The 19166-nt window shown below is 42.2% G+C and carries 16 protein-coding genes; 13 read left to right on the top strand and 3 right to left on the bottom strand.

Annotation, left to right across the window (positions count from 1 at the left end):
• The first annotated feature begins 261 nt into the window (after positions 1-261).
• From CVN76_RS18265 to CVN76_RS18230, 8 genes are all read left to right on the top strand, one after another.
• Positions 262-1674 carry an amino acid permease gene (locus tag CVN76_RS18265; RefSeq protein WP_061141599.1) on the top strand — a complete coding sequence of 471 codons (1413 nt, stop codon included), beginning with the start codon at positions 262-264 and terminating at the stop codon, positions 1672-1674.
• A gap of 198 nt (positions 1675-1872) precedes the next feature.
• Entirely contained in the window at positions 1873-2331 is a 459-nt protein-coding gene (locus CVN76_RS18260) for a hypothetical protein (protein ID WP_100532451.1), read from the top strand.
• A gap of 52 nt (positions 2332-2383) precedes the next feature.
• Complete coding sequence (gene phnX / locus CVN76_RS18255; RefSeq protein WP_100532450.1) at positions 2384-3238, top strand: phosphonoacetaldehyde hydrolase; 855 nt, start codon at positions 2384-2386, stop codon at positions 3236-3238.
• Between the two features lie 167 nt (positions 3239-3405).
• Positions 3406-5169: a sulfoacetaldehyde acetyltransferase gene (xsc, locus tag CVN76_RS18250; RefSeq protein WP_100532449.1), complete on the top strand. Its 1764-nt coding sequence runs from the start codon at positions 3406-3408 to the stop codon at positions 5167-5169.
• A gap of 149 nt (positions 5170-5318) precedes the next feature.
• Positions 5319-6677, top strand: coding sequence for an aminotransferase (locus CVN76_RS18245; RefSeq protein WP_100532448.1), 1359 nt, complete (start codon positions 5319-5321; stop codon positions 6675-6677).
• A 152-nt stretch (positions 6678-6829) separates the two neighbouring features.
• Positions 6830-7579: a PIG-L family deacetylase gene (locus tag CVN76_RS18240; protein ID WP_157805701.1), complete on the top strand. Its 750-nt coding sequence runs from the start codon at positions 6830-6832 to the stop codon at positions 7577-7579.
• A 53-nt stretch (positions 7580-7632) separates the two neighbouring features.
• Entirely contained in the window at positions 7633-8694 is a 1062-nt protein-coding gene (locus CVN76_RS18235) for a YeiH family protein (protein ID WP_100532446.1), read from the top strand.
• A gap of 240 nt (positions 8695-8934) precedes the next feature.
• Entirely contained in the window at positions 8935-9642 is a 708-nt protein-coding gene (locus tag CVN76_RS18230; protein ID WP_100532445.1) for a GntR family transcriptional regulator, read from the top strand.
• Between the two features lie 182 nt (positions 9643-9824).
• On the opposite strand, the gene CVN76_RS18225 is transcribed toward CVN76_RS18230, so the two are convergent.
• Genes CVN76_RS18225 through CVN76_RS18215 form a run of 3 tightly spaced genes read right to left on the bottom strand, consistent with a single transcriptional unit; the run spans position 9825 to position 13884 of the window.
• Positions 9825-11684 carry an ABC transporter ATP-binding protein gene (locus tag CVN76_RS18225; RefSeq protein ID WP_100532444.1) on the bottom strand — a complete coding sequence of 620 codons (1860 nt, stop codon included), beginning with the start codon at positions 11682-11684 and terminating at the stop codon, positions 9825-9827.
• On the bottom strand, positions 11681-13405 hold the full coding sequence (locus tag CVN76_RS18220; protein WP_100532443.1) for an ABC transporter ATP-binding protein: 1725 nt from the start codon (positions 13403-13405) through the stop codon (positions 11681-11683). Before CVN76_RS18220 ends, CVN76_RS18225 begins: the two co-directional genes overlap by 4 nt.
• Positions 13402-13884: a MarR family winged helix-turn-helix transcriptional regulator gene (locus CVN76_RS18215; protein ID WP_100532442.1), complete on the bottom strand. Its 483-nt coding sequence runs from the start codon at positions 13882-13884 to the stop codon at positions 13402-13404. Before CVN76_RS18215 ends, CVN76_RS18220 begins: the two co-directional genes overlap by 4 nt.
• 370 nt (positions 13885-14254) lie before the next feature.
• On the opposite strand from CVN76_RS18215, the gene CVN76_RS18210 reads away from it, so the two are divergent.
• The 5 genes from CVN76_RS18210 (at position 14255) to CVN76_RS18190 (ending at position 19077) form a co-directional block, all read left to right on the top strand.
• Positions 14255-15250, top strand: coding sequence for a thiamine pyrophosphate-dependent dehydrogenase E1 component subunit alpha (locus tag CVN76_RS18210; RefSeq protein WP_100532441.1), 996 nt, complete (start codon positions 14255-14257; stop codon positions 15248-15250).
• Between the two features lie 12 nt (positions 15251-15262).
• Positions 15263-16246: an alpha-ketoacid dehydrogenase subunit beta gene (locus tag CVN76_RS18205; protein ID WP_100532440.1), complete on the top strand. Its 984-nt coding sequence runs from the start codon at positions 15263-15265 to the stop codon at positions 16244-16246.
• 44 nt (positions 16247-16290) lie between these two features.
• Positions 16291-17148 (top strand): aminoglycoside 6-adenylyltransferase, encoded by an 858-nt coding sequence (locus tag CVN76_RS18200; protein ID WP_100532439.1) that lies wholly within the window; start codon positions 16291-16293, stop codon positions 17146-17148.
• 265 nt (positions 17149-17413) lie between these two features.
• Positions 17414-18391: a ring-cleaving dioxygenase gene (locus CVN76_RS18195; protein ID WP_100532438.1), complete on the top strand. Its 978-nt coding sequence runs from the start codon at positions 17414-17416 to the stop codon at positions 18389-18391.
• 86 nt (positions 18392-18477) lie between these two features.
• Positions 18478-19077 carry a nitroreductase family protein gene (locus tag CVN76_RS18190; protein WP_100532437.1) on the top strand — a complete coding sequence of 200 codons (600 nt, stop codon included), beginning with the start codon at positions 18478-18480 and terminating at the stop codon, positions 19075-19077.
• Positions 19078-19166: the final 89 nt, after the last annotated feature.

Genomic DNA, 19166 nt, shown 5'->3' with positions numbered 1-19166 from the left:
TAAAAAAATCAGAGTGTATTATACACATAGTAAGTGGTACTAACGTCATGACGTAGTGATGTTATTTCCTCTTACAGAATTGGATAATAGGAAGGGGGAATAGTCATAGAGTCACATCCTGAGTTGTTTGAATAGGCCGAGGTTCCAAGCTCCACTTTCCTTGTGAAAATGTTAGGGACAGAAAGCGAAATCTTTACTTTTACATTGATGTAGTGATTATCTTTAGTTGATTCCCCAAAATATTGAAAGTTGGTGGAGGGTATGAAACATCAACAAGAAGAACTGAAACCAGGTCTGAAACAAAGACATTTAACGATGATATCATTGAGTGGAGTCATCGGTGCTGGTTTATTCGTAGGAAGCGGTATCATTATTGGTCAAACGGGCCCCGGAGCGATTTTATCATATGTTTTGGCAGGCTTGATCGTTGTTTTAGTCATGAGAATGCTTGGGGAAATGGCAACCGTAAATCCCAATACTGGATCATTTGCGGTTTATGCAAGAGAAGGAATCGGTGAATGGGCCGGTTTCACCACTGGTTGGTTATATTGGTTCTTTTGGGTTATCGTAATTGCATTGGAAGCGACGGCAGGAGCTGCCATCATACATGGCTGGGTTCCTTCCGTTCCGGTCTGGGTCATAAGTCTCTCTCTGATTATTCTCTTGAAGCTGACGAATATTTTTTCCGTTAAATCGTTTGGTGAGTTTGAATACTGGTTTTCCATCATTAAAATAATCAGTATCATCTTATTTCTGTGTCTGGGCGTTGCAGTGATTTTAGGTTTTATCCCATCGATAAAACCACCCGGTACCTCCAACCTTTTGAACTTTGGCGGTTTTATTCCAAATGGGATAAGCTCGGTACTTGTCGGTGTCGCCATTGTTTTCCATGCTTTTGTAGGAGTGGAGATTCCTGCAATTGCGGCTGGTGAAACGAGTGATCCAGTTAAATCAGTAAGAAGTGCATTGAACAGTGTGGTTTGGAGAATCCTGATTTTCTATATCGGATCCATTGCCGTACTAGTGACCCTTTTACCATGGAATTCGGCTTCCTTGCTGAAAAGTCCGTTTGTTGCCGTACTTGAAATGCTAGGAATTCCTTCTGCTGCCCTGATCATGAATATAGTGATTCTCATTGCATTGCTTTCATGTTTGAATTCCGGATTATATACAAGCTCCCGTATGTTATTCTCGCTTGCACAAAAGGGTGATGCACCAAAGCTATTCTCAAGGGTGAGCAAGAACGGTGTCCCTATTCTTGCTGTCATCGGTTCTACATTATTTGCCTTCATCAGCACCATTTTCAGTTACGTATCACCTGATAAAATCTTTTTCTTTTTAGTGAATTCCTCGGGTGGGGTCGGAATACTTGTCTATTTATCGATTGCGGTATCCCATCTCCGATTAAGGAAGAGGATGGAGAAAGAAAATCCCGGGGTATTCAAGATCAAGATGTGGCTATTCCCATATTTAACGTACGCAACCATTCTTTCCATGGTTTCCGTGATCATATTGATGGCATTTATCGATTCCCAGCGTCCTCAGTTTATCTTTACCATGCTATTTAGTTTGATCGTAATTTGTTCTTTCTTTTTCATTCGACGAAGAAAAGCGAAATATATGGAGAGTGAATTAAATATGGTTCATGGTGCCCCAAATTCCGAAAAGTTATAGTTTTTAGCAGTGGCACTAAACCAGAATAGACTCAATTTAACTATAGTACAGATTGTTTCGTATACTTCTAAGTTATTCCTCAGATAAACTTCTTCAAGCACTTTTCAACTAGAATATGAAACCCATAGAAAAAAGAGTGCCATGTACCAACAAGCATGAGGCGGCATTGTCTTTTAGAATAATGATGGAGGGATTATCTTGAATGTTTCCCGTTCATTTACCAATGGGCTCATCTTTGGCGCCATGTTGCTGCTGTCAGCCTGTAACAATACGATAAAATCGGACGAACACAACCAAGAAAAAAATCCGGTTGCAAAAGAGATGTCCGATAAAAATGCAGCAGAGACCCAGGATGCAGAAGGTATTGAAACTGGTGTCGCCGAAGTCGTTCAATCAATAAATGCTTTGGTAACAGAAGTAAATGCCGAGGCAGATCCAGAAAAAATTCAAGAACTGGGTGAAAAGGTCAGTTCCGACTGGGATTCGATAGAGAAGCAAGTGGAAGATGATTTTCCCGACTGGTATGAACGAATTGAGAAAAATCTTTACCCATTAATCGGGGAGTCAGGAAATCCTGAAAAAGACACAGAAAAAATCGAGGAACTCTCTAAAGCAGCGATAGAAGATTTACAGTTATTTTTGAAAGAAGTGAAATGAATGTACGGTATATTCGGATCCATCACATTATGTTTTTTTGAGAGGGAAAGAGATGGAGAAGGGAGAGGGGACTGGCTTGGGAAATGCAAAAGAACGGAACGAGGTACAGGCAGTAATATTCGATTGGGCAGGAACGACGGTGGATTATGGTTGTTTGGCGCCGGTTGACGCATTTGTCGAGATATTTAGGATAAGGGATATTGAAATTACCATCGAGGAAGCAAGGGAGCCCATGGGTTTATTGAAATTGGATCATATAAGGGAACTCTTGAACATGACTCGAATCAGGAATTTATGGATAGCTAAATTCGCGAAAGAACCGGACGAAAGAAATCTTGAATCATTATATAAGGACTTTGAGGCTTTGCTTTTAAAGGTTCTCAAGGAGAATGCCAAACCTATACCTGGCGTAATTGAATTAGTCAGGCGTTTAAGGCAGCAAGGAATAAAAATCGGTTCGACAACAGGGTATACTCGTGAAATGATTAATATTGTTAAAGAAGAGGCGAAAATATGGGGTTATCAACCAGATTCCATCGTTGCTTCCAACGAAGTGCCTGCAGGAAGGCCTGCACCTTGGATGTGCTTTAAGACGGCAATGGATCTCCAAGTATATCCACTCAGTAAAATCGTTAAAGTCGGCGATACGATCAGTGACATCAAAGAAGGCATTTCTGCGGGAATGTGGACGGTTGCCGTATTGAAAGGCAGCAGTGAAATTGGCCTTTCAGAAACAGAAATCAACGAAATGGACCCTTATGAGCTGCAATCCCGTATGAAAACTGCTGAAAACCGTTTTCTTCATGCAGGTGCCGATTTCGTGATTGATGAAATAGGCGATTTATTGGAGATCATTGATAGGATCGACTACAGATTGACCGAAAAAAAGGATACGTTTATTAGTTAAGTAGACATTTGTTCATGAAGTACTGCATGAATGGGGAAACTTAAATGTTCAAAAAATTCAATTTATTTATTGACTGTTTGATAAAATGGGAGTATTATACATCTTATAACTGGTACGGACGTCGTAACGTCGTTATCAGAAATAAACATAATTAAGGAGAATGCGCTATGGTCGAAACAAAAACGGTAAGGGGAACGAAAGTTAAAATGACACCAAGTGAAGCAATCGTTGAGACGCTAGTGGCCGAGGGAGTTAAACATATCTCGGGAATACTGGGATCTGCCTTCATGGATATGCTTGATTTATTGCCAACTGCAGGCATCCGTTTCATAGGTGTCCGCCATGAACAAAGTGCAGCACATATGGAAGATGCCTATTGTCGTGTCTCAGGTGTTGCCGGGGTTGTCATCGGGCAAAACGGACCGGGAATGACCAATATGGTCACCTCCGTTGCAGCGGCCAATCAAGCTCATACTCCAATGGTAGTCATCTCTCCTTCAGCTGGCACACCAACGGTTGGGTGGGATGGTTTTCAGGAATGTGATCAAGTTTCCATCTTCAAGGCCATCACGAAAGAAACGGTGAGAGTGACACACCCAGGCCGGGTCGCTGATTGCCTTAGGACAGCATTTCGGATTGCCTATGCCGAGAGGGGACCGGTATTATTCGATATCCCCCGTGATTACTTCTATGGTGAAGTGGAAGATCAAATACTAAAACCACATCAATATCGCGTAGATGAAAGAGGTTGCGGGTCTTCTGCATCCTTGGATAGAGCAGCGGAAATTTTGGCTGAGGCCGAGTATCCCGTGATTATTTCCGGCAGGGGAACGGTTGATTCCGATGGCATTGAAGAAATTAAGAATATTGCAGAATATTTAACAGCTCCGGTAGCTGTCTCCTATATGCATAATGATGCTTTTCCTTCTGAACATCCATTATCAGTCGGCCCGATCGGTTACATGGGTTCAAAGGCGGCGATGAATACTCTTAAGAAAGCGGACGTCATATTGGCGGTTGGTACAAGGTTATCAGTATTTGGTACGTTACCATGCTATGACATTGATTATTTCCCTAAAGATGCCCAAATCATCCAAGTAGATATTAACCCAAGGCAAATTGCCAGAACACATCCCGTCGAAGTTGGAATCATCGGGGATGCCCGTGAGGCGAGTCGTGAAATCCTGAAACGTTTGAAGGCAAACAAACCTAACGTAAAACAAGTAAAACATCGGATAGTCGAAGTAACGAATGAAAAACAAAAATGGGAAGAAGAATTGGTCAAACTTGCGATGATCGATGGAACACCGATCAATCCGCGTCGAGCCCTTTTGGAATTGACTAAGGTGTTGCCTGAAAATGCCATCGTCACTACTGATATCGGTAATGTATCGTCAACTGCAAACGCTTACTTGAAATTCAACCAGAGCAGAAGGCATATCGCTGCGCTTACATTCGGGAATACAGGATTTGCTTACCCATCCGCTCTAGGTGCCAAGTTAGCTGAGCCGGATACGCCCGTTTTAGCCATTGTTGGAGATGGTGCATGGGGGATGAGCTTACATGAAGTGAGTACGGCCGTTGAAGAAAACATCCCAGTCATCGCGTGCGTCTTCAATAATAATGCATGGTGCGCAGAGAAAAAGAACCAAGTGGATTTCTATAATAACCGTTTTGTAGGAGCGGATATCCAAAATCCTGATTTTGCAGAAGTTGCACGATCGATGGGTGCAGTAGGTATTAGAGTGGAAAAACCTGAGGAATTAGGGTCTGCCATAGAAAAAGCAATAAAATCAAACAAACCGACTGTCATTGACATCCAAGTGGATGGAACACAGTTAGCTCCTCCATTTAGAAAAGATGCATTAAAAATGCCTACTAGATTACTAGAAAAATATTCTCATTTAGATCATAAAAACTGGGATAAATGAGAGTGTGAAAAGAGTGTAAAGGTGGCGCGATGACTTGATGATGTGTGTGTGTCATCGCGATTCACCGCTTGGTTGTATTTTATTAAGAGTCTGTTACTGCATGGGAACGTAACTTAATCGCGTTCAATGAATAATAAGGAGGTTCTATTGTGAAGTTGGAAACTGAAACGAAAGACCTTGTTCAAATGGATAAAGATCATTTATGGCATGCAATGCATCGCTATAATGAAAAGGATGCTCCCATGATGGCTACGGAAGGAGCCGGCTCATGGTTCACGGATACTAAAGGAGATAAATATTTAGATGGAGTTTCCGGATTATGGTGCTTGAATCTGGGCCACGGACGGAAAGAAATCGCCCAGGCAGCCTATGAACAAATGATTAACTTATCTTATTTCCCTTTAACGTTAAGCCATAAGCCGGCCATCGAATTATCGGCAAAAATAAGTGAACACTTAAAGGGTTCGTATACAACTTTTTTTACGAACAGTGGATCGGAGGCGAATGAGGCCGCATTCAAGATCGCTCGTCAATATCATTCTCAAAATGGAAACCCTGGGAAATATAAATTCATTTCTAGGTATCGAGCTTATCATGGTAATACGTTTGGCTCATTAAGCGCAACGGCACAAGCGAATCGGAGAGAGAAATATGACCCAGGTGTTCCAGGTTTCCTCCATGTGCCGCCGCCTTACAGTTTTCGTAGTTCGTTTGGGGAAAACGTTGAAAACTCCGACCTTCTTGCAGCGGATTATATCGATCAGGTTATTAACTTTGAAGGCTCCAAAACGGTAGCTGGCGTTATTCTTGAACCATTCATCTCTGGTGGAGGGGTCCTTATTCCTTCAAAAGAATACTTAACAAAAGTTGCTGAAATCTGTAAGAAGCATGATGTACTTTTAATTGTGGATGAGGTGGTTTCAGGTTTTGGAAGAACTGGAAAAATGTTCGGGTTCATGCATTCAGATGGGGTTCAGCCAGATATTGTAACGATGGCAAAGGGTTTGACCAGTGGATATCTTCCACTTGGGGCAACAGCGGTGAATTCAAGGATTTATGATAAATTCAAAGGTGATGGTGATTTAAATCACTTTAGGCATGTGTCAACATATGGAGGCCATCCTGCCTCATGTGCAGTGGCTCTTAAGAATATTGAAATCATCGAAAAAGAAAGGATTGTTCAAAGAGTTGCCGAACTAAGTGCAACTAAGTTAAGTAAGCTCTTTGAATTGACAGCCCTTGATAAGGTCGGGGAGGTACGCGGAGTTGGATTTTTATATGGAATTGAATTAGTGGAAGATAAAAAATCAAAAACGCCAGTTTCCGATGAATTCATGGGAAAAGTAATAGGTTCATGTAAGGCTAAAGGGCTTATCATCGGCCGTAACGGAGATACAGTTCCTGGTTATGGGAATGTATTGATCATCGCACCGCCTTTATCTTCAACAAATGAAGATGTAGATTTTGTCATTGAAACAGTAAAATCCGTTTTATATGGATTATGCTAACCCGTAAAAGGTGATTGTCCCTAGAGACATACCGTAACCAATTAAAGAAGGTGGGCATGATATGTCTAGTTGTTTTGACATCCATGTCCATGTTTTTATTTTATGTAGGGCCAAACCCTATAGGATCTGGACAATACCAATTAGGAGGAACTATGCAAACACAGCGCAGGTTATTAGTGGTACTTGCACATCCCGATGATGAATCATTTCTGTGTGGCGGAACCATTGCCAAAATGTCAGAGCGTGGTATTCAAATAACTTTGTTATGTGCGACAAAAGGCGAAATGGGCAGACGCATGGGAAATCCCATTCTTACAACAAGGGAGTCATTGCCTGGACTTAGGGTAAGGGAGTTAAAAAGCGCTTGTGAAGAATTAGGGATCAAAGACCTGCGATTTTTACATGTAAGGGATAAAACGATTGAATTTGAATCGATCGATTTATTGGCGGAGAGAATCATAAAGGTGATTCGTGAAGTTCAACCGGATGCACTCGTAACGTTCCATGAAAAATATGGGGGACACCCCGACCATTGTGCGATTGGCCGTGCTGCCGAATATGCTTTTCTAAATTCCGGTGATCCCGATTTTTATCCAGATCCCGTTTTTCCGGCTTTTAAGATCCATAGTCTGTACTTTGTCCTTTGGTACGCTTTTTATAAGGATTGGCTAAATAAAAACGGGCAGGGCAGTATCACAACAGTGAATATAACAGGAACTTTACAGAAAAAGATTCGTGCCCTAAGGTCCCATCGTTCCCAGACTCTAGCCGTTCCGGAATTGTGGGGGAACCATAATCCGAGCTTGCCTTTTTTAGGGGAAGTCGAGTATTTCATCAGAGGTTATTCTCCTACTAATATAGAAGAAACTGATCTTTTTCAAACGATTGAAAGGATGGGATGACCCGTATATTAGCTGTTGAAAGTCTTTGCTAGATGGAAAGGGGGAAGGAATATATGGAATTAGAAAAATATGAGCCACTGGGAGAATCCATTGAGGAGCCGAAAAAATTGAAATCACCGCTTCGAAATAGCAAGCTGTTATGGTTGAGCGGTATCGCCTTCACTTTTTTTATCGCCCTATTAGGCTTGGGGCTATCTGAAATTTCAGGATTCAATCGAATAGGACCTCTTGCGTGCTCGATCATCATCGCCGTTATTTATCGTCAAATCGCGGGATATCCAGAAAAATTCCGGACTGGGATTGAATTTTCCGCAAAAAAACTATTGCGTTTTGCCATTATTTTATACGGGTTGAAATTAAATATCGATGTGATTTTCAATCAGGGTTTGCCATTGTTGGTACGTGACATAGGGACAGTAACATTTGCCATCGTCGTAATGGTCCTGATTGCAAAGTGGTTAAAGGCGGATATATCCATTTCCCTTCTGCTTGCGGTAGGAACAGGGGTATGCGGCGCAGCAGCCATCGCGGCAATTTCTCCCATCGTGAAAGCTAAGGAAGAAGATACAGCCATAGGCGTCGGGATCATCGCTTTAATGGGAACACTATTTTCTATCATATACACCCTCATACGTCCGATTCTTCCGATATCGGATGTGGCTTACGGTATATGGTCAGGGATCAGTCTTCATGAAATCGCCCATGTTGCTTTGGCAGGGGCGCCTGCAGGTGAAGATGCGCTAGCGATTGCACTCCTTGCCAAATTGGGCCGTGTTTTTTTACTTATCCCATTATGTTTCATTTTTATGTATTGGATGAAAAAGCGGACAAAGGATAAAACGGGCCGTGAAGCAAAAATTGATTTTCCATGGTTTCTCGTTGGTTTTATTATCATGAGTTTAATCGGGAGCTATGTGTTTGGAACTTATATTACAGTATCACCTGCCGTAATGGAAGGTATCTCTAAAACGACCACTTTTGTTTTGACAATGGCCATGATCGGTCTAGGACTGAATGTAAGCCTGCAGGCACTTCGCACAAAAGCCATGCGTCCCCTTATAGCCATGACCATTACTTCTTTGCTCCTTTCCATCATATCGTACTTTTTCGTTTAATATATGTATGGAAGCTTTCCATTGTTATCCCCCTTGATACCAAAAAAAGATCTACCCTGAATGGCCGTTGCTATTCAGGGCTTTTGACTACATAAAAATGAAACGGTTATTTACACCTGAACACGAATTGTGGCAAGGAAGTGTGAACTGCTGCCGTGTTTGAATATTATAACTATTTGGTTTACAATAAAAGAACTGATACGAACATTACAATGTCTTTATTTGTTTGGAGGAAATTTTATGGAGTTAGACTTTAATAATCCACTCCCTTTACATGCTCAATTAAAAACTATATTGGAAAATCAGATTTTGGATGGTTATTATAAGGACAAAATTCCGAGTGAAAGGGAACTCATGGATATGTATTCTGTCAGCAGGAGCACTGTACGGGAAGCAGTTTCCATCCTGGTCCGTGAGGGGATATTGGAAAAAAGGCATGGCAAGGGAACGTTCGTATCCCTTAAACCTGTACAGGAATGGCTTAAGATGATAAGTTTCACTGAAACTACAAAAAGCATGGGAATTAAATTACTTGATCATGGCCGTGTATGGACACCTGAAAATATAGCTGATGCAAATGGGTTTGAGGATGAATCGTACCAAATCAAAAGGTTGCGTTTACAGGGGGATGTCCCCATAGCCATTGAATTGCATTATTATTCTTTGGAACTAGGGAAAAAATTGACCCAATTCGATTTAAGTACCACAGTATTGTATGATGCACTCGAAGGAGATTTAAACATTAACTTTTGTGAAGCGGAACAGATCATTACCTGTGGATTTCCGACTAAAGAAGATGCAGAGCATTTGGGTATACCCGAAACGATGTGCCTGCTGATTACGGAACGGATGATTTTTGATTCTGATGGTAACTTAGTAGAATATTATAAAGGGATATTCCGATCGGATATGTACTCATTCGCTATGAAAATGTCCCGGAAGAACTGATTTTCCACAGGAAATGACCTAAACCTTTCATTGAAGTAGAGAGGCTTAGGTCATTTTCGGTGATCACAATGGGTACGAGGGTAGTTTAGCTTTATGAATAAGCATTGGTTAAAGGCTTAAGCTGGTTGTGGAAATAAATAAAAACGGCTCGATTTCAAGTTGAAATCGAGCCGTTTTTTATATTATCCTGCTACACTTTCAGAAAATTGGCTATTGTAAAGGTCTGCGTAGAAACCGGATGCCTCTAAAAGTTGTGAATGTGTTCCTTGTTCGATTACTTTCCCTTGATCCATAACAAGAATCAAATCAGCATCTTTTATGGTAGAAAGACGATGGGCAATGACAAAACTTGTTCGTCCTTCCATCAGCCGGTTCATCGCCTTTTGGATAAAGACTTCTGTCCGAGTGTCCACACTTGATGTCGCTTCATCCAATATCATGATCGGTGGATCTGCAAGCACAGCTCGTGCGATTGTCAAAAGCTGCTTTTGTCCTTGTGAGATGTTCGATGCTTCCTCGTTTAAAACTGTCTCATATCCATCTGGCAGTGTTCGAATGAAATGGTCGGCATGTGCCATGCGGGCCGCGGCAAAAATATCGTCATCTGTTGCTCCATCTTTTCCATAACCGATATTGTCCTTAATACTACCATTAAAGAGCCAGGTATCTTGAAGAACCATCCCGAAGTTCCGACGAAGATCACTTCGGGACATATTTCTAGTATCAAGACCATCGATCTTGATCTTTCCGCCATTGAGTTCATAAAATCTCATCAAAAGATTTATCATCGTCGTTTTCCCAGCACCGGTCGGTCCTACAATTGCGACCGTCTGTCCAGGCAACACCTCGATGTTCATATCCTTCATTAACAAGTCGTCACCATACCCAAAGTCTACATGTTCAAAGGTGACAGCACCGTTTGCTCTATTTAAATGAGCCGTGGTCTTTTCTTTTATTTCCTCTTCTTCATCAAGTAGCTCAAAAACGCGCTCAGCTGCTGCAACAGTGGACTGAATGATGTTTGCGATGTTTGCCGTTTGGGTGATCGGCTGGGTGAACTGCTTTGAATATGTGATGAATGCTTGGATATCACCTATTGAAATAGAACGTTGGGTAACCAATATTCCGCCGACAACGCTGATGAGAACATAGCTCAAATTCCCGATAAAAAACATCAAGGGCATGATAATTCCAGATATGAACTGCGCCTTGCTTCCCGCTTTATATAATTCTTCATTTACCTTTGTAAATTGGGCACTTGCCTTTTTTTCATGTCCGAATGCTTTAACGACTTGATGGCCCGTATACATTTCTTCAATGTGCCCGTTCAATTCTCCAAGTGTACGCTGTTGATCGGCAAAATGTTTTTGGGATCTTTTTAAAATGGGCCGGATTGCAAATATTGATAAAGGTAAACTGATGATGGAAATTAGTGTCAATAACGGGCTGATAGAGAGCATCATAATGATAATGCCCAATATTGTTACAATCGATGTGATAAATTGGGTTAAGCTTTGTTGAAGGGTGCTCCCGATTGTATCAATATCATTTGTCATTCTGCTAAGTGTTTCTCCGTTCGGACGGCCTTCAAAATATTTAAGGGGAAGTTTCTCGAGCTTTTTATTAACATCTTCCCGTAAATCATAGACCGTATCTTGGGCAACGCTGGACATAATGTATTGTTGTACATAATTGAAAAGGCTGCTTAAGACATAGAGGCCAGCAAGTAGCAGGAGGATCTGGCCGATTTTATCAAAGTTAATAGCAGCTCCCGGTATTCCTTGGTATTTACCGTAAGCCCCTTCGAATAATTCCGTAATCGCCGTACCCATTATTTTTGGTCCGACAATCATGAAAATCGTACTCATGATGGCAGCGATGAACACGGCAATCAATTTGTTGCGCCGCGGTTTTAAATAGGCCAAAAGCCGTCGTAGTGTTCCTTTAAAATCTTTTGCTTTTTGACCCATCATCATCATGTTACCGCCGCCAGGACCGTGCCCCATCTGACCGCCGCTTTGAGGTTTTTTTCGGTTACTCATGCAATTTCCTCCTCTGAGAGCTGTGATAAGGCGATTTCACGATATATGTCGTTTGTGCTAAGCAACTCTTGGTGTGTCCCAATGCCGACAATGTGCCCTTTGTCTAAAACGATGATTCTGTCAGCATCCACGACTGTACTAACACGCTGTGCGACGAGTAATACGGTCGCATTCTTCGTTTCATCTTTCAATGCTGCACGAAGTTTGGCATCTGTCTTGAAATCAAGAGCGGAAAAGCTATCATCGAATATATAAATGTCCGGTTTTCGAATGATTGCCCTTGCAATCGAGAGTCGTTGTTTTTGGCCACCTGAAAGGTTTGATCCACCTTGTTCGATTTCTGCATCATAGCCGTCTTTCAATTTACTTATAAAATCTTCCGCCTGGGCGATACGGGCCGCATGGTCAATTTCCTCCTGGGTGGCCGTTTGTTTTCCGAACCGAATGTTGTCAGCGATGGTCCCCGTAAAGAGGATGGCCTTTTGTGGCACAAAGCCAATTTTGGAACGAACTTCATCTTGTGGGGCATTACGAATATCAACACCATTGACGCGAATGGACCCACTTGAAATATCATAAAAGCGGGGGATCAAATTTACGAGCGTTGATTTCCCTGAGCCTGTTCCTCCGATGATTGCGGTGGTTTCACCAGGTCTTGCGGAAAAACTAATATCCGATAGGGCAGGTTCCTCCGCTCCTGGGTAACTGAACGTAACATGTTCAAATTCAAGGGTGCCGTGGTCACGATCTGCCTTTTCCGTGCCTTCATCTAGGAATGAAGGTTCCATATCAAGGACTTCGTTGATCCGAGTTGCCGACACGGCCGCACGTGGAATCATAACGAACATCATGGAAGCCATGACGAGTGCGAACATAATTTGCATCACGTATTGGATAAATGCCATTAAGTCCCCGATCTGCATAGCGCCGTTATCAATCCGAACTCCGCCAAACCAAATGATTCCAACAACCGTCAAGTTCATGACAAGCATCATAATTGGCATCATGAATGCCATGATTTTATTGACTTTTATCGAGACATCTGTCAAATCCTTATTCGCTTTCTTAAGCCGTTCCTTTTCCTGGTTTTCACGATTAAAGGCACGAACTACGCGAATCCCGGTTAAATTTTCTCGTAATACAAGGTTCAAACGGTCCAAACGTTTTTGCACCAACTGAAAAAGAGGGACACCCTTATATAGAATGAGCAGGATCGAACCAATCAACACAGGCATTGTGACGACGATGACAAGTGATAATTTGGCATCCTTCGAAACGGCCATAATCACTCCGCCAATTAACATAATGGGTGCACTGATGACCATGCGCAGCATCATAATAACCACTTGCTGGACTTGAGTTATATCATTGGTCGTTCGGGTAATGAGGGACGCGGTACCGATTTCGTCAAATTCTTGTAATGAAAATTTTTCAACATGATTAAAGACTTTTAAGCGGATATCGCGTCCCATTCCCATTGCGGCTTTCGAAGAATAGTAACTTGCGATAACGGAAGCACAGGCCCCTAGTGCTGAAACTAACAGCATTAACCCACCTATTTTCCAGATGTAGGGAGTGTCTCCAGGGACGACACCTTTGTCAATAATATCGGCCATTAGTGTCGGTAAGAAAAGGTCGGACATCGATTGGATAAAGACGAGCCCGAAAACTGCTGAAATAAGCCATTTATAAATGGATAAGTTTTTCAGTATTTTTATCATTTTGAACACTCTCCTTGTTCTATTGCTTGCGCATCTAAATAATTTGTAATTTGAAGATGTGTCCCAATCAATCCTTCAAATTGTTCTTCAGTGAGCCTTTCAACGACCGCTTGAAAGGATTGGTGAATGCTGCCTTCATGCAAATGAATCGTTTTCAATAGATTTTTTCCTTTTTCGGTGATGGTCAGCTGAATCTCACGACGGTTCCCCTCCACTGGCTCACGATGGAGCAGGCCTGCACGTACAAGACCATCGACCGATTGGCTTAGTGTGCTTTTGGGAAGAAATGTTTTTTCCCCAACATTTTTTTGCGTCATCTCTTTGTAAAGGATAATGGTCATCAAAATAGAATATTGCGGAACGGATAATCCGTATTCTACTGCTGTTTTTTGGACGATTCGCATGATATTTTTCTGCACATTCCAAAATGAACGTAAAAGTTGTGCGGAACGCATCAATTTTTGATTTTCAGTCTCCAAAGTACATCACATTCTTTCTTTTTCGAACTGTTCCAAAACGAACAGTTATTTTTTTGAATCATTAAAATTTACAACTATTTCCGCATATAGTCAAGTCCATAAGCCAATCGTTATCTATTTTCATTATTTCCACTGTCACCGCGATTGACTTTAGTATGCCCATGAATGGTCGAACCCTTAGTTTAATTAAATAAAAATTGATATCTTTAGAAAGTGAATTAGTTGAAAAAATGAGCGAAAAAGTGGTAGGATATTAATGTGTAGAATTAGTACCAGGTAATAACAGTAGATAATATAACAATTCGCTATTTTTTTGAAGATATTTATCGTGAAATCTAATGTTACATATTGTTTAGGAGGATGATGACATATGGTAGAAAACCGTCATCTACAGGCTGGACTCAGTGATGAGGATGTGCTTGAGATGTTTAAAGTGATGTTGCTGGCAAGACGTATAGATGAACGGATGTGGTTGCTGAACCGTTCTGGTAAGATTCCATTTGTCGTTTCTTGTCAGGGGCAGGAAGCCTCTCAGGTGGGGGCGGCGTTTGCATTGAATCGTGAAAAGGACTACGTTCTTCCATATTATCGCGATCTTGGAGTCGTTTTAGCGTTTGGGATGACAGCGAGGGATTTAATGTTATCCAGTTTTGCAAAAGCCGAAGATCCAAATTCAGGAGGCAGGCAAATGCCAGGGCATTTCGGACAAAAGAAAAACCGGATCGTGACGGGTTCTTCACCAGTGACGACTCAAGTGCCGCATGCTGTAGGGATTGCCCTCGCTGCAAAAATGGAAGGACAAGATATCGTTTCCTTCGTCACATTTGGAGAAGGTTCATCAAACCAAGGTGACTTCCATGAAGGTGCGAATTTTGCTGGTGTTCACAAACTTCCGGTAATTTTGATGTGCGAAAATAATCAATATGCGATTTCCATCCCGCTGGAGAGACAATTGGCTTGTGGGAAGGTGTCAGATCGTGCCATTGGGTATGGCATGCCAGGAGTGACGGTCGATGGAAACGATCCGATCGCAGTATACCTGGCGGTGAAGGAAGCGGCCGATAGAGGCAGGCGCGGTGAAGGGCCGAGCTTGATCGAGGCGGTTTCCTACAGGCTTACACCTCACTCAAGCGATGATGATGACAGTCAATACAGGTCGGCCGATGAAGTATCGGAGGCAAAAAAAATAGATTCGATCATTACATTTGGTGCTTATTTAAAGGCCACAGGGGTCATGGATGACGAAATGGAAAAACAAATCAATGATGAAATAATGAAAGTTGTAAACGAAGCGACTGATTATGCAGAAGAAGCTCCATTTGCAACGGAAGATACACTCTCAAAATACGTTTATGCTAATGAGTAAGGAGGAAAGAAGATGGCTGTAATATCATATATAGATGCAGTGATAATGGCGATACGTGAAGAAATGGAACGAGATTCCCGTGTATTTGTCCTAGGAGAGGACGTTGGAAGGAAAGGCGGCGTGTTTAAGGCGACATCAGGTTTGTATGAACAATTCGGGGAACAGCGTGTCATTGACACCCCGCTTGCTGAATCGGCCATCGCCGGAGTTGGCATTGGAGCGGCGATGTATGGGATGAGGCCGATTGCGGAAATGCAATTTGCCGATTTCATCATGCCTGCAATCAACCAAATCATATCGGAAGCGGCAAAAATCCGCTACCGGTCAAATAACGACTGGCAATGTCCTATCGTCATCAGGGCCCCTTATGGCGGAGGGGTACATGGGGCTCTATATCATTCGCAATCCGTCGAAGCGATTTTTGCCAATCAACCGGGGCTGAAAATCGTCATGCCGTCCACTCCTTATGATGTGAAGGGATTATTGAAGGCGGCCATCCGCGATGAGGATCCGGTCCTGTTCTTTGAACATAAGCGTGCTTACCGTTTAATTAAAGAGGAAGTGCCTGACGATGATTATGTTTTACCGATTGGAAAAGCGGATATCAAGCGTGAAGGTGATGATGTAACCGTGATTACATACGGCCTTTGTGTTCATTTTGCACTACAAGCAGCGGAGAAGCTGGCCAGTGACGGCATTTCCGTTCATATACTTGACTTAAGAACCGTTTATCCTCTGGATCAAGAGGCGATCATTGAAGCAGCCGCAAAAACGGGAAAAGTGCTTTTAATCACGGAGGATAATAAAGAAGGAAGCATCATTAGTGAAGTGTCTGCGATTATTGCGGAAAATTGCCTCTTTGATTTGGATGCCCCCATCATGAGACTGGCTGGGCCTGATGTACCTGCCATGCCATATTCGCCAGCATTGGAAAAGTCCTTCATGGTGAATCCAGAAAAAGTGGAAAAGGCACTGCGTGACCTAGCTGCCTATTAAATGCAAGATAAAGGCATCATTCATTTACGGGAGGTGTATGTTTCATGCGCTCAGAAGAAGAGATGATGTCATTGATCATCCATGTCGCTGAACGTGATGATCGCATTCGCGCTGTTTGCATGAATGGGTCGCGAACGAATGCGAGTGTCCCAAAAGATGTGCTCCAAGATTATGATATCGTCTATCTCGTCTCGGATATCGAGTCATTCAGACTGAATCCTGGCTGGATAGATGACTTTGGTGAAAGGATCATCTTGCAGACCCCGGAGGATATGTGTTTATTTCCGCCGAGTTTAGGAGATCGCTTCTCTTATTTGATGCTGTTCATGGACGGAAACCGGATTGATTTACAATTGGTTCCCATAGAGCAAAAAGAAAGATATTGCAGGGAGGATAAGCTAACGACCATCTTGATGGATAAAACCGGCTGTCTTCCCGTACTTCCTCCTCCTACTGATGAGGATTACTGGGTGAAAAAACCTACCGTTGAACTTTATAACGATTGCTGCAATGAGTTTTGGTGGGTCTCGACATATGTAGCCAAAGGTTTATGGCGAAAGGAAATTCTTTATGCTCAGGAACATCTTGGCCAAATAAGGAAGATGTTCATCCAAATGCTGGAATGGCAGGTGGGCATTGAAACCGACTATTCCGTTAGCGTCGGTAAATGCGGAAAATATTTGGAGAAATTTTTGTCCGAAGAGAGCTGGTCCCAACTTCTGTCCACATATGCAGGTGGAAGGGATGAGAGTATATGGCAGGCACTGTTTTCCATATGCCGTTCTTTTGAGCAAACGGCAATGCTAGTAGGGAAACGATTGAATTATGACTACCCTTTTCAGTGTGATAGACGAGTTTATTCATACTTGGAACATATTCACACCTTGCCGGTCAATAATTGATCGACCAAGTTATTTAGTTAAGTTTAATGAGAAAAAAAGCATCAGCACCTTTATCAAGTTCCAAAAGTCGAACCGGAATGTTGACAAAGGTGTTTTTTTTATATAAAATTACTTTGAAGTTGAGATATATTAATTCGAGATAGTCCTCTTAAAAAATCTCAAAGATATTTAATGAATATTCGAGGCTGCTTGAAGGGAAAATGTAGGGAATTGATGAAAAACGGAACATCCATAAGCTGATATCGTTTATTAGGAGGAAAAGTAGATGAATGGATTAAAAGGGATACACCACGTTACGGCCATCACAAGCAGTGCAGAGAAAAATTATGAATTCTTCACGTATATATTGGGGATGCGTTTAGTCAAGAAAACGGTCAATCAAGATGATATCCAAACCTATCACCTGTTTTTTGCTGATGATGTTGGCGGTCCGGGAACGGATATGACTTTCTTCGACTTTCCGGGTATTCCCAAGGGGGTCCATGGGACCAATGAAATTTCAAAAACATCATTCCGCGTTCCGAGTGATGCCGCTTTGCATTATTGGGAGGAGCGTTTTGACAGGTTTAAAGTCAGTCATACAGGAATACAAACCCAATTTGGTAAAAAGACCTTATCCTTCGTTGATTTTGATGATCAACGCTACCAATTGATATCGGATGAAAACAACAAAGGGGTCGCATCAGGGATTCCATGGCAAAAAGGGCCGGTACCTCTTGAGTACGCAATCACAGGATTAGGACCGATTTTCATTCGGATTGCCAACTTCGACTACTTTAAGGAAATGATGGAGAAAGTACTTTTATTCAAAGAAGTGGAACAAGATGGAGCATTTCATCTGTTTGAAGTAGGCGAAGGCGGAAATGGAGCACAAGTCATTGTCGAGCATGACTCAAACCTGCCCCAAGCACGCCAAGGTTTCGGTACGGTTCACCATACAGCCTTTCGCGTTGAGGACCGTTCCGTATTGGAGGAATGGATCGAACGTATGGAAAGCTTCCAATTCCAAACATCCGGTCATGTTGACCGTCACTTTTTTGAATCGCTTTATGTACGAGTGGCACCGCAAATCTTGTTCGAGTTTGCCACCGATGGTCCTGGATTCATGGGAGATGAGCCGTATGAAACACTTGGAGAAAAGCTATCATTGCCACCGTTCTTGGAACCGAAAAGAGATCATATCGAAAAACTGGTTCGTCCCATCGATACAGTAAGAAGTACCAAGGAGTTCACGAAAGAATAATAACTTGGTTTCTGCCCATCCTAAAGCAGGCAGATATAAAAAGGGCAATAAATAAATCACTCTAAAAAATTCAGGAGGAATGAATGATGACTAAAGATTTTTACACAGCTATCAAAGAAAGACGTTCTTATTATGGAATCAATAAGGAGGTACAAGTGTCCGATGAGAAGATCAAGGAGATTGTCGAGTTTGCCGTTAAACATACACCATCGGCTTTTAATTCCCAAACTACCCGCCTTGTCGTGTTGACTGGTGCAGCACATGATAAATTATGGGACATCACCACACAAGAGTTAAAAAAGGCAGTTGGGGAAAGGGACTTTACAAGCACCCAACAAAAAATGGATTCCTTTAAAGCGGGGTATGGAACGGTTTTATTCTTTGAAGATCAATCCATTGTGAAGTCACTGCAAGAACAATTCGCGCTATATGCCGATAATTTCCCGATTTGGTCACAGCAGACATCAGGCATGCATCAACTGGTCGTTTGGACTGCTTTGGAAGGTGAGGGGTTAGGGGCAACGCTACAGCATTATAATCCGCTTATCGATGATGAAGTGAAAAAAGAATATGATGTTCCAGGTGATTGGAAATTGATTGCCCAAATGCCATTTGGACATCCAACGGCACCAGCAGGTGAAAAAGAATTCAAATCGCTTGATGAGCGCATTAAGTTTTACAAGTAAGGGTCAATAGGCTCTCTCATATTGCAGCTAAACTTCGATTTTATTGGAGTTTGGCTGCAGTTTTTTTTGAGGTTGTTACTATTGGAAGG

Source organism: Bacillus sp. mrc49 (genome assembly GCF_002803435.1).
Note: the sequence above shows the minus strand (reverse complement) of the source record. Positions and strands in the feature narration are given on the sequence as shown.

What these genes read in the sequence shown, in the direction of transcription:
- CVN76_RS18195 (WP_100532438.1), top strand. Translation starts at nt 17,414, where the DNA reads ATGAATGGATTAAAAGGGATACACCACGTTACGGCCATCACAAGCAGT.
- CVN76_RS18190 (WP_100532437.1), top strand. Translation starts at nt 18,478, where the DNA reads ATGACTAAAGATTTTTACACAGCTATCAAAGAAAGACGTTCTTATTAT.
- phnX (WP_100532450.1), top strand. Translation starts at nt 2,384, where the DNA reads ATGGAGAAGGGAGAGGGGACTGGCTTGGGAAATGCAAAAGAACGGAAC.
- CVN76_RS18235 (WP_100532446.1), top strand. Translation starts at nt 7,633, where the DNA reads ATGGAATTAGAAAAATATGAGCCACTGGGAGAATCCATTGAGGAGCCG.
- CVN76_RS18230 (WP_100532445.1), top strand. Translation starts at nt 8,935, where the DNA reads ATGGAGTTAGACTTTAATAATCCACTCCCTTTACATGCTCAATTAAAA.
- CVN76_RS18240 (WP_157805701.1), top strand. Translation starts at nt 6,830, where the DNA reads ATGCAAACACAGCGCAGGTTATTAGTGGTACTTGCACATCCCGATGAT.
- CVN76_RS18200 (WP_100532439.1), top strand. Translation starts at nt 16,291, where the DNA reads ATGCGCTCAGAAGAAGAGATGATGTCATTGATCATCCATGTCGCTGAA.
- CVN76_RS18225 (WP_100532444.1), bottom strand. Translation starts at nt 11,684, where the DNA reads ATGAGTAACCGAAAAAAACCTCAAAGCGGCGGTCAGATGGGGCACGGT.
- CVN76_RS18220 (WP_100532443.1), bottom strand. Translation starts at nt 13,405, where the DNA reads ATGATAAAAATACTGAAAAACTTATCCATTTATAAATGGCTTATTTCA.
- CVN76_RS18205 (WP_100532440.1), top strand. Translation starts at nt 15,263, where the DNA reads ATGGCTGTAATATCATATATAGATGCAGTGATAATGGCGATACGTGAA.
- CVN76_RS18265 (WP_061141599.1), top strand. Translation starts at nt 262, where the DNA reads ATGAAACATCAACAAGAAGAACTGAAACCAGGTCTGAAACAAAGACAT.
- xsc (WP_100532449.1), top strand. Translation starts at nt 3,406, where the DNA reads ATGGTCGAAACAAAAACGGTAAGGGGAACGAAAGTTAAAATGACACCA.
- CVN76_RS18210 (WP_100532441.1), top strand. Translation starts at nt 14,255, where the DNA reads ATGGTAGAAAACCGTCATCTACAGGCTGGACTCAGTGATGAGGATGTG.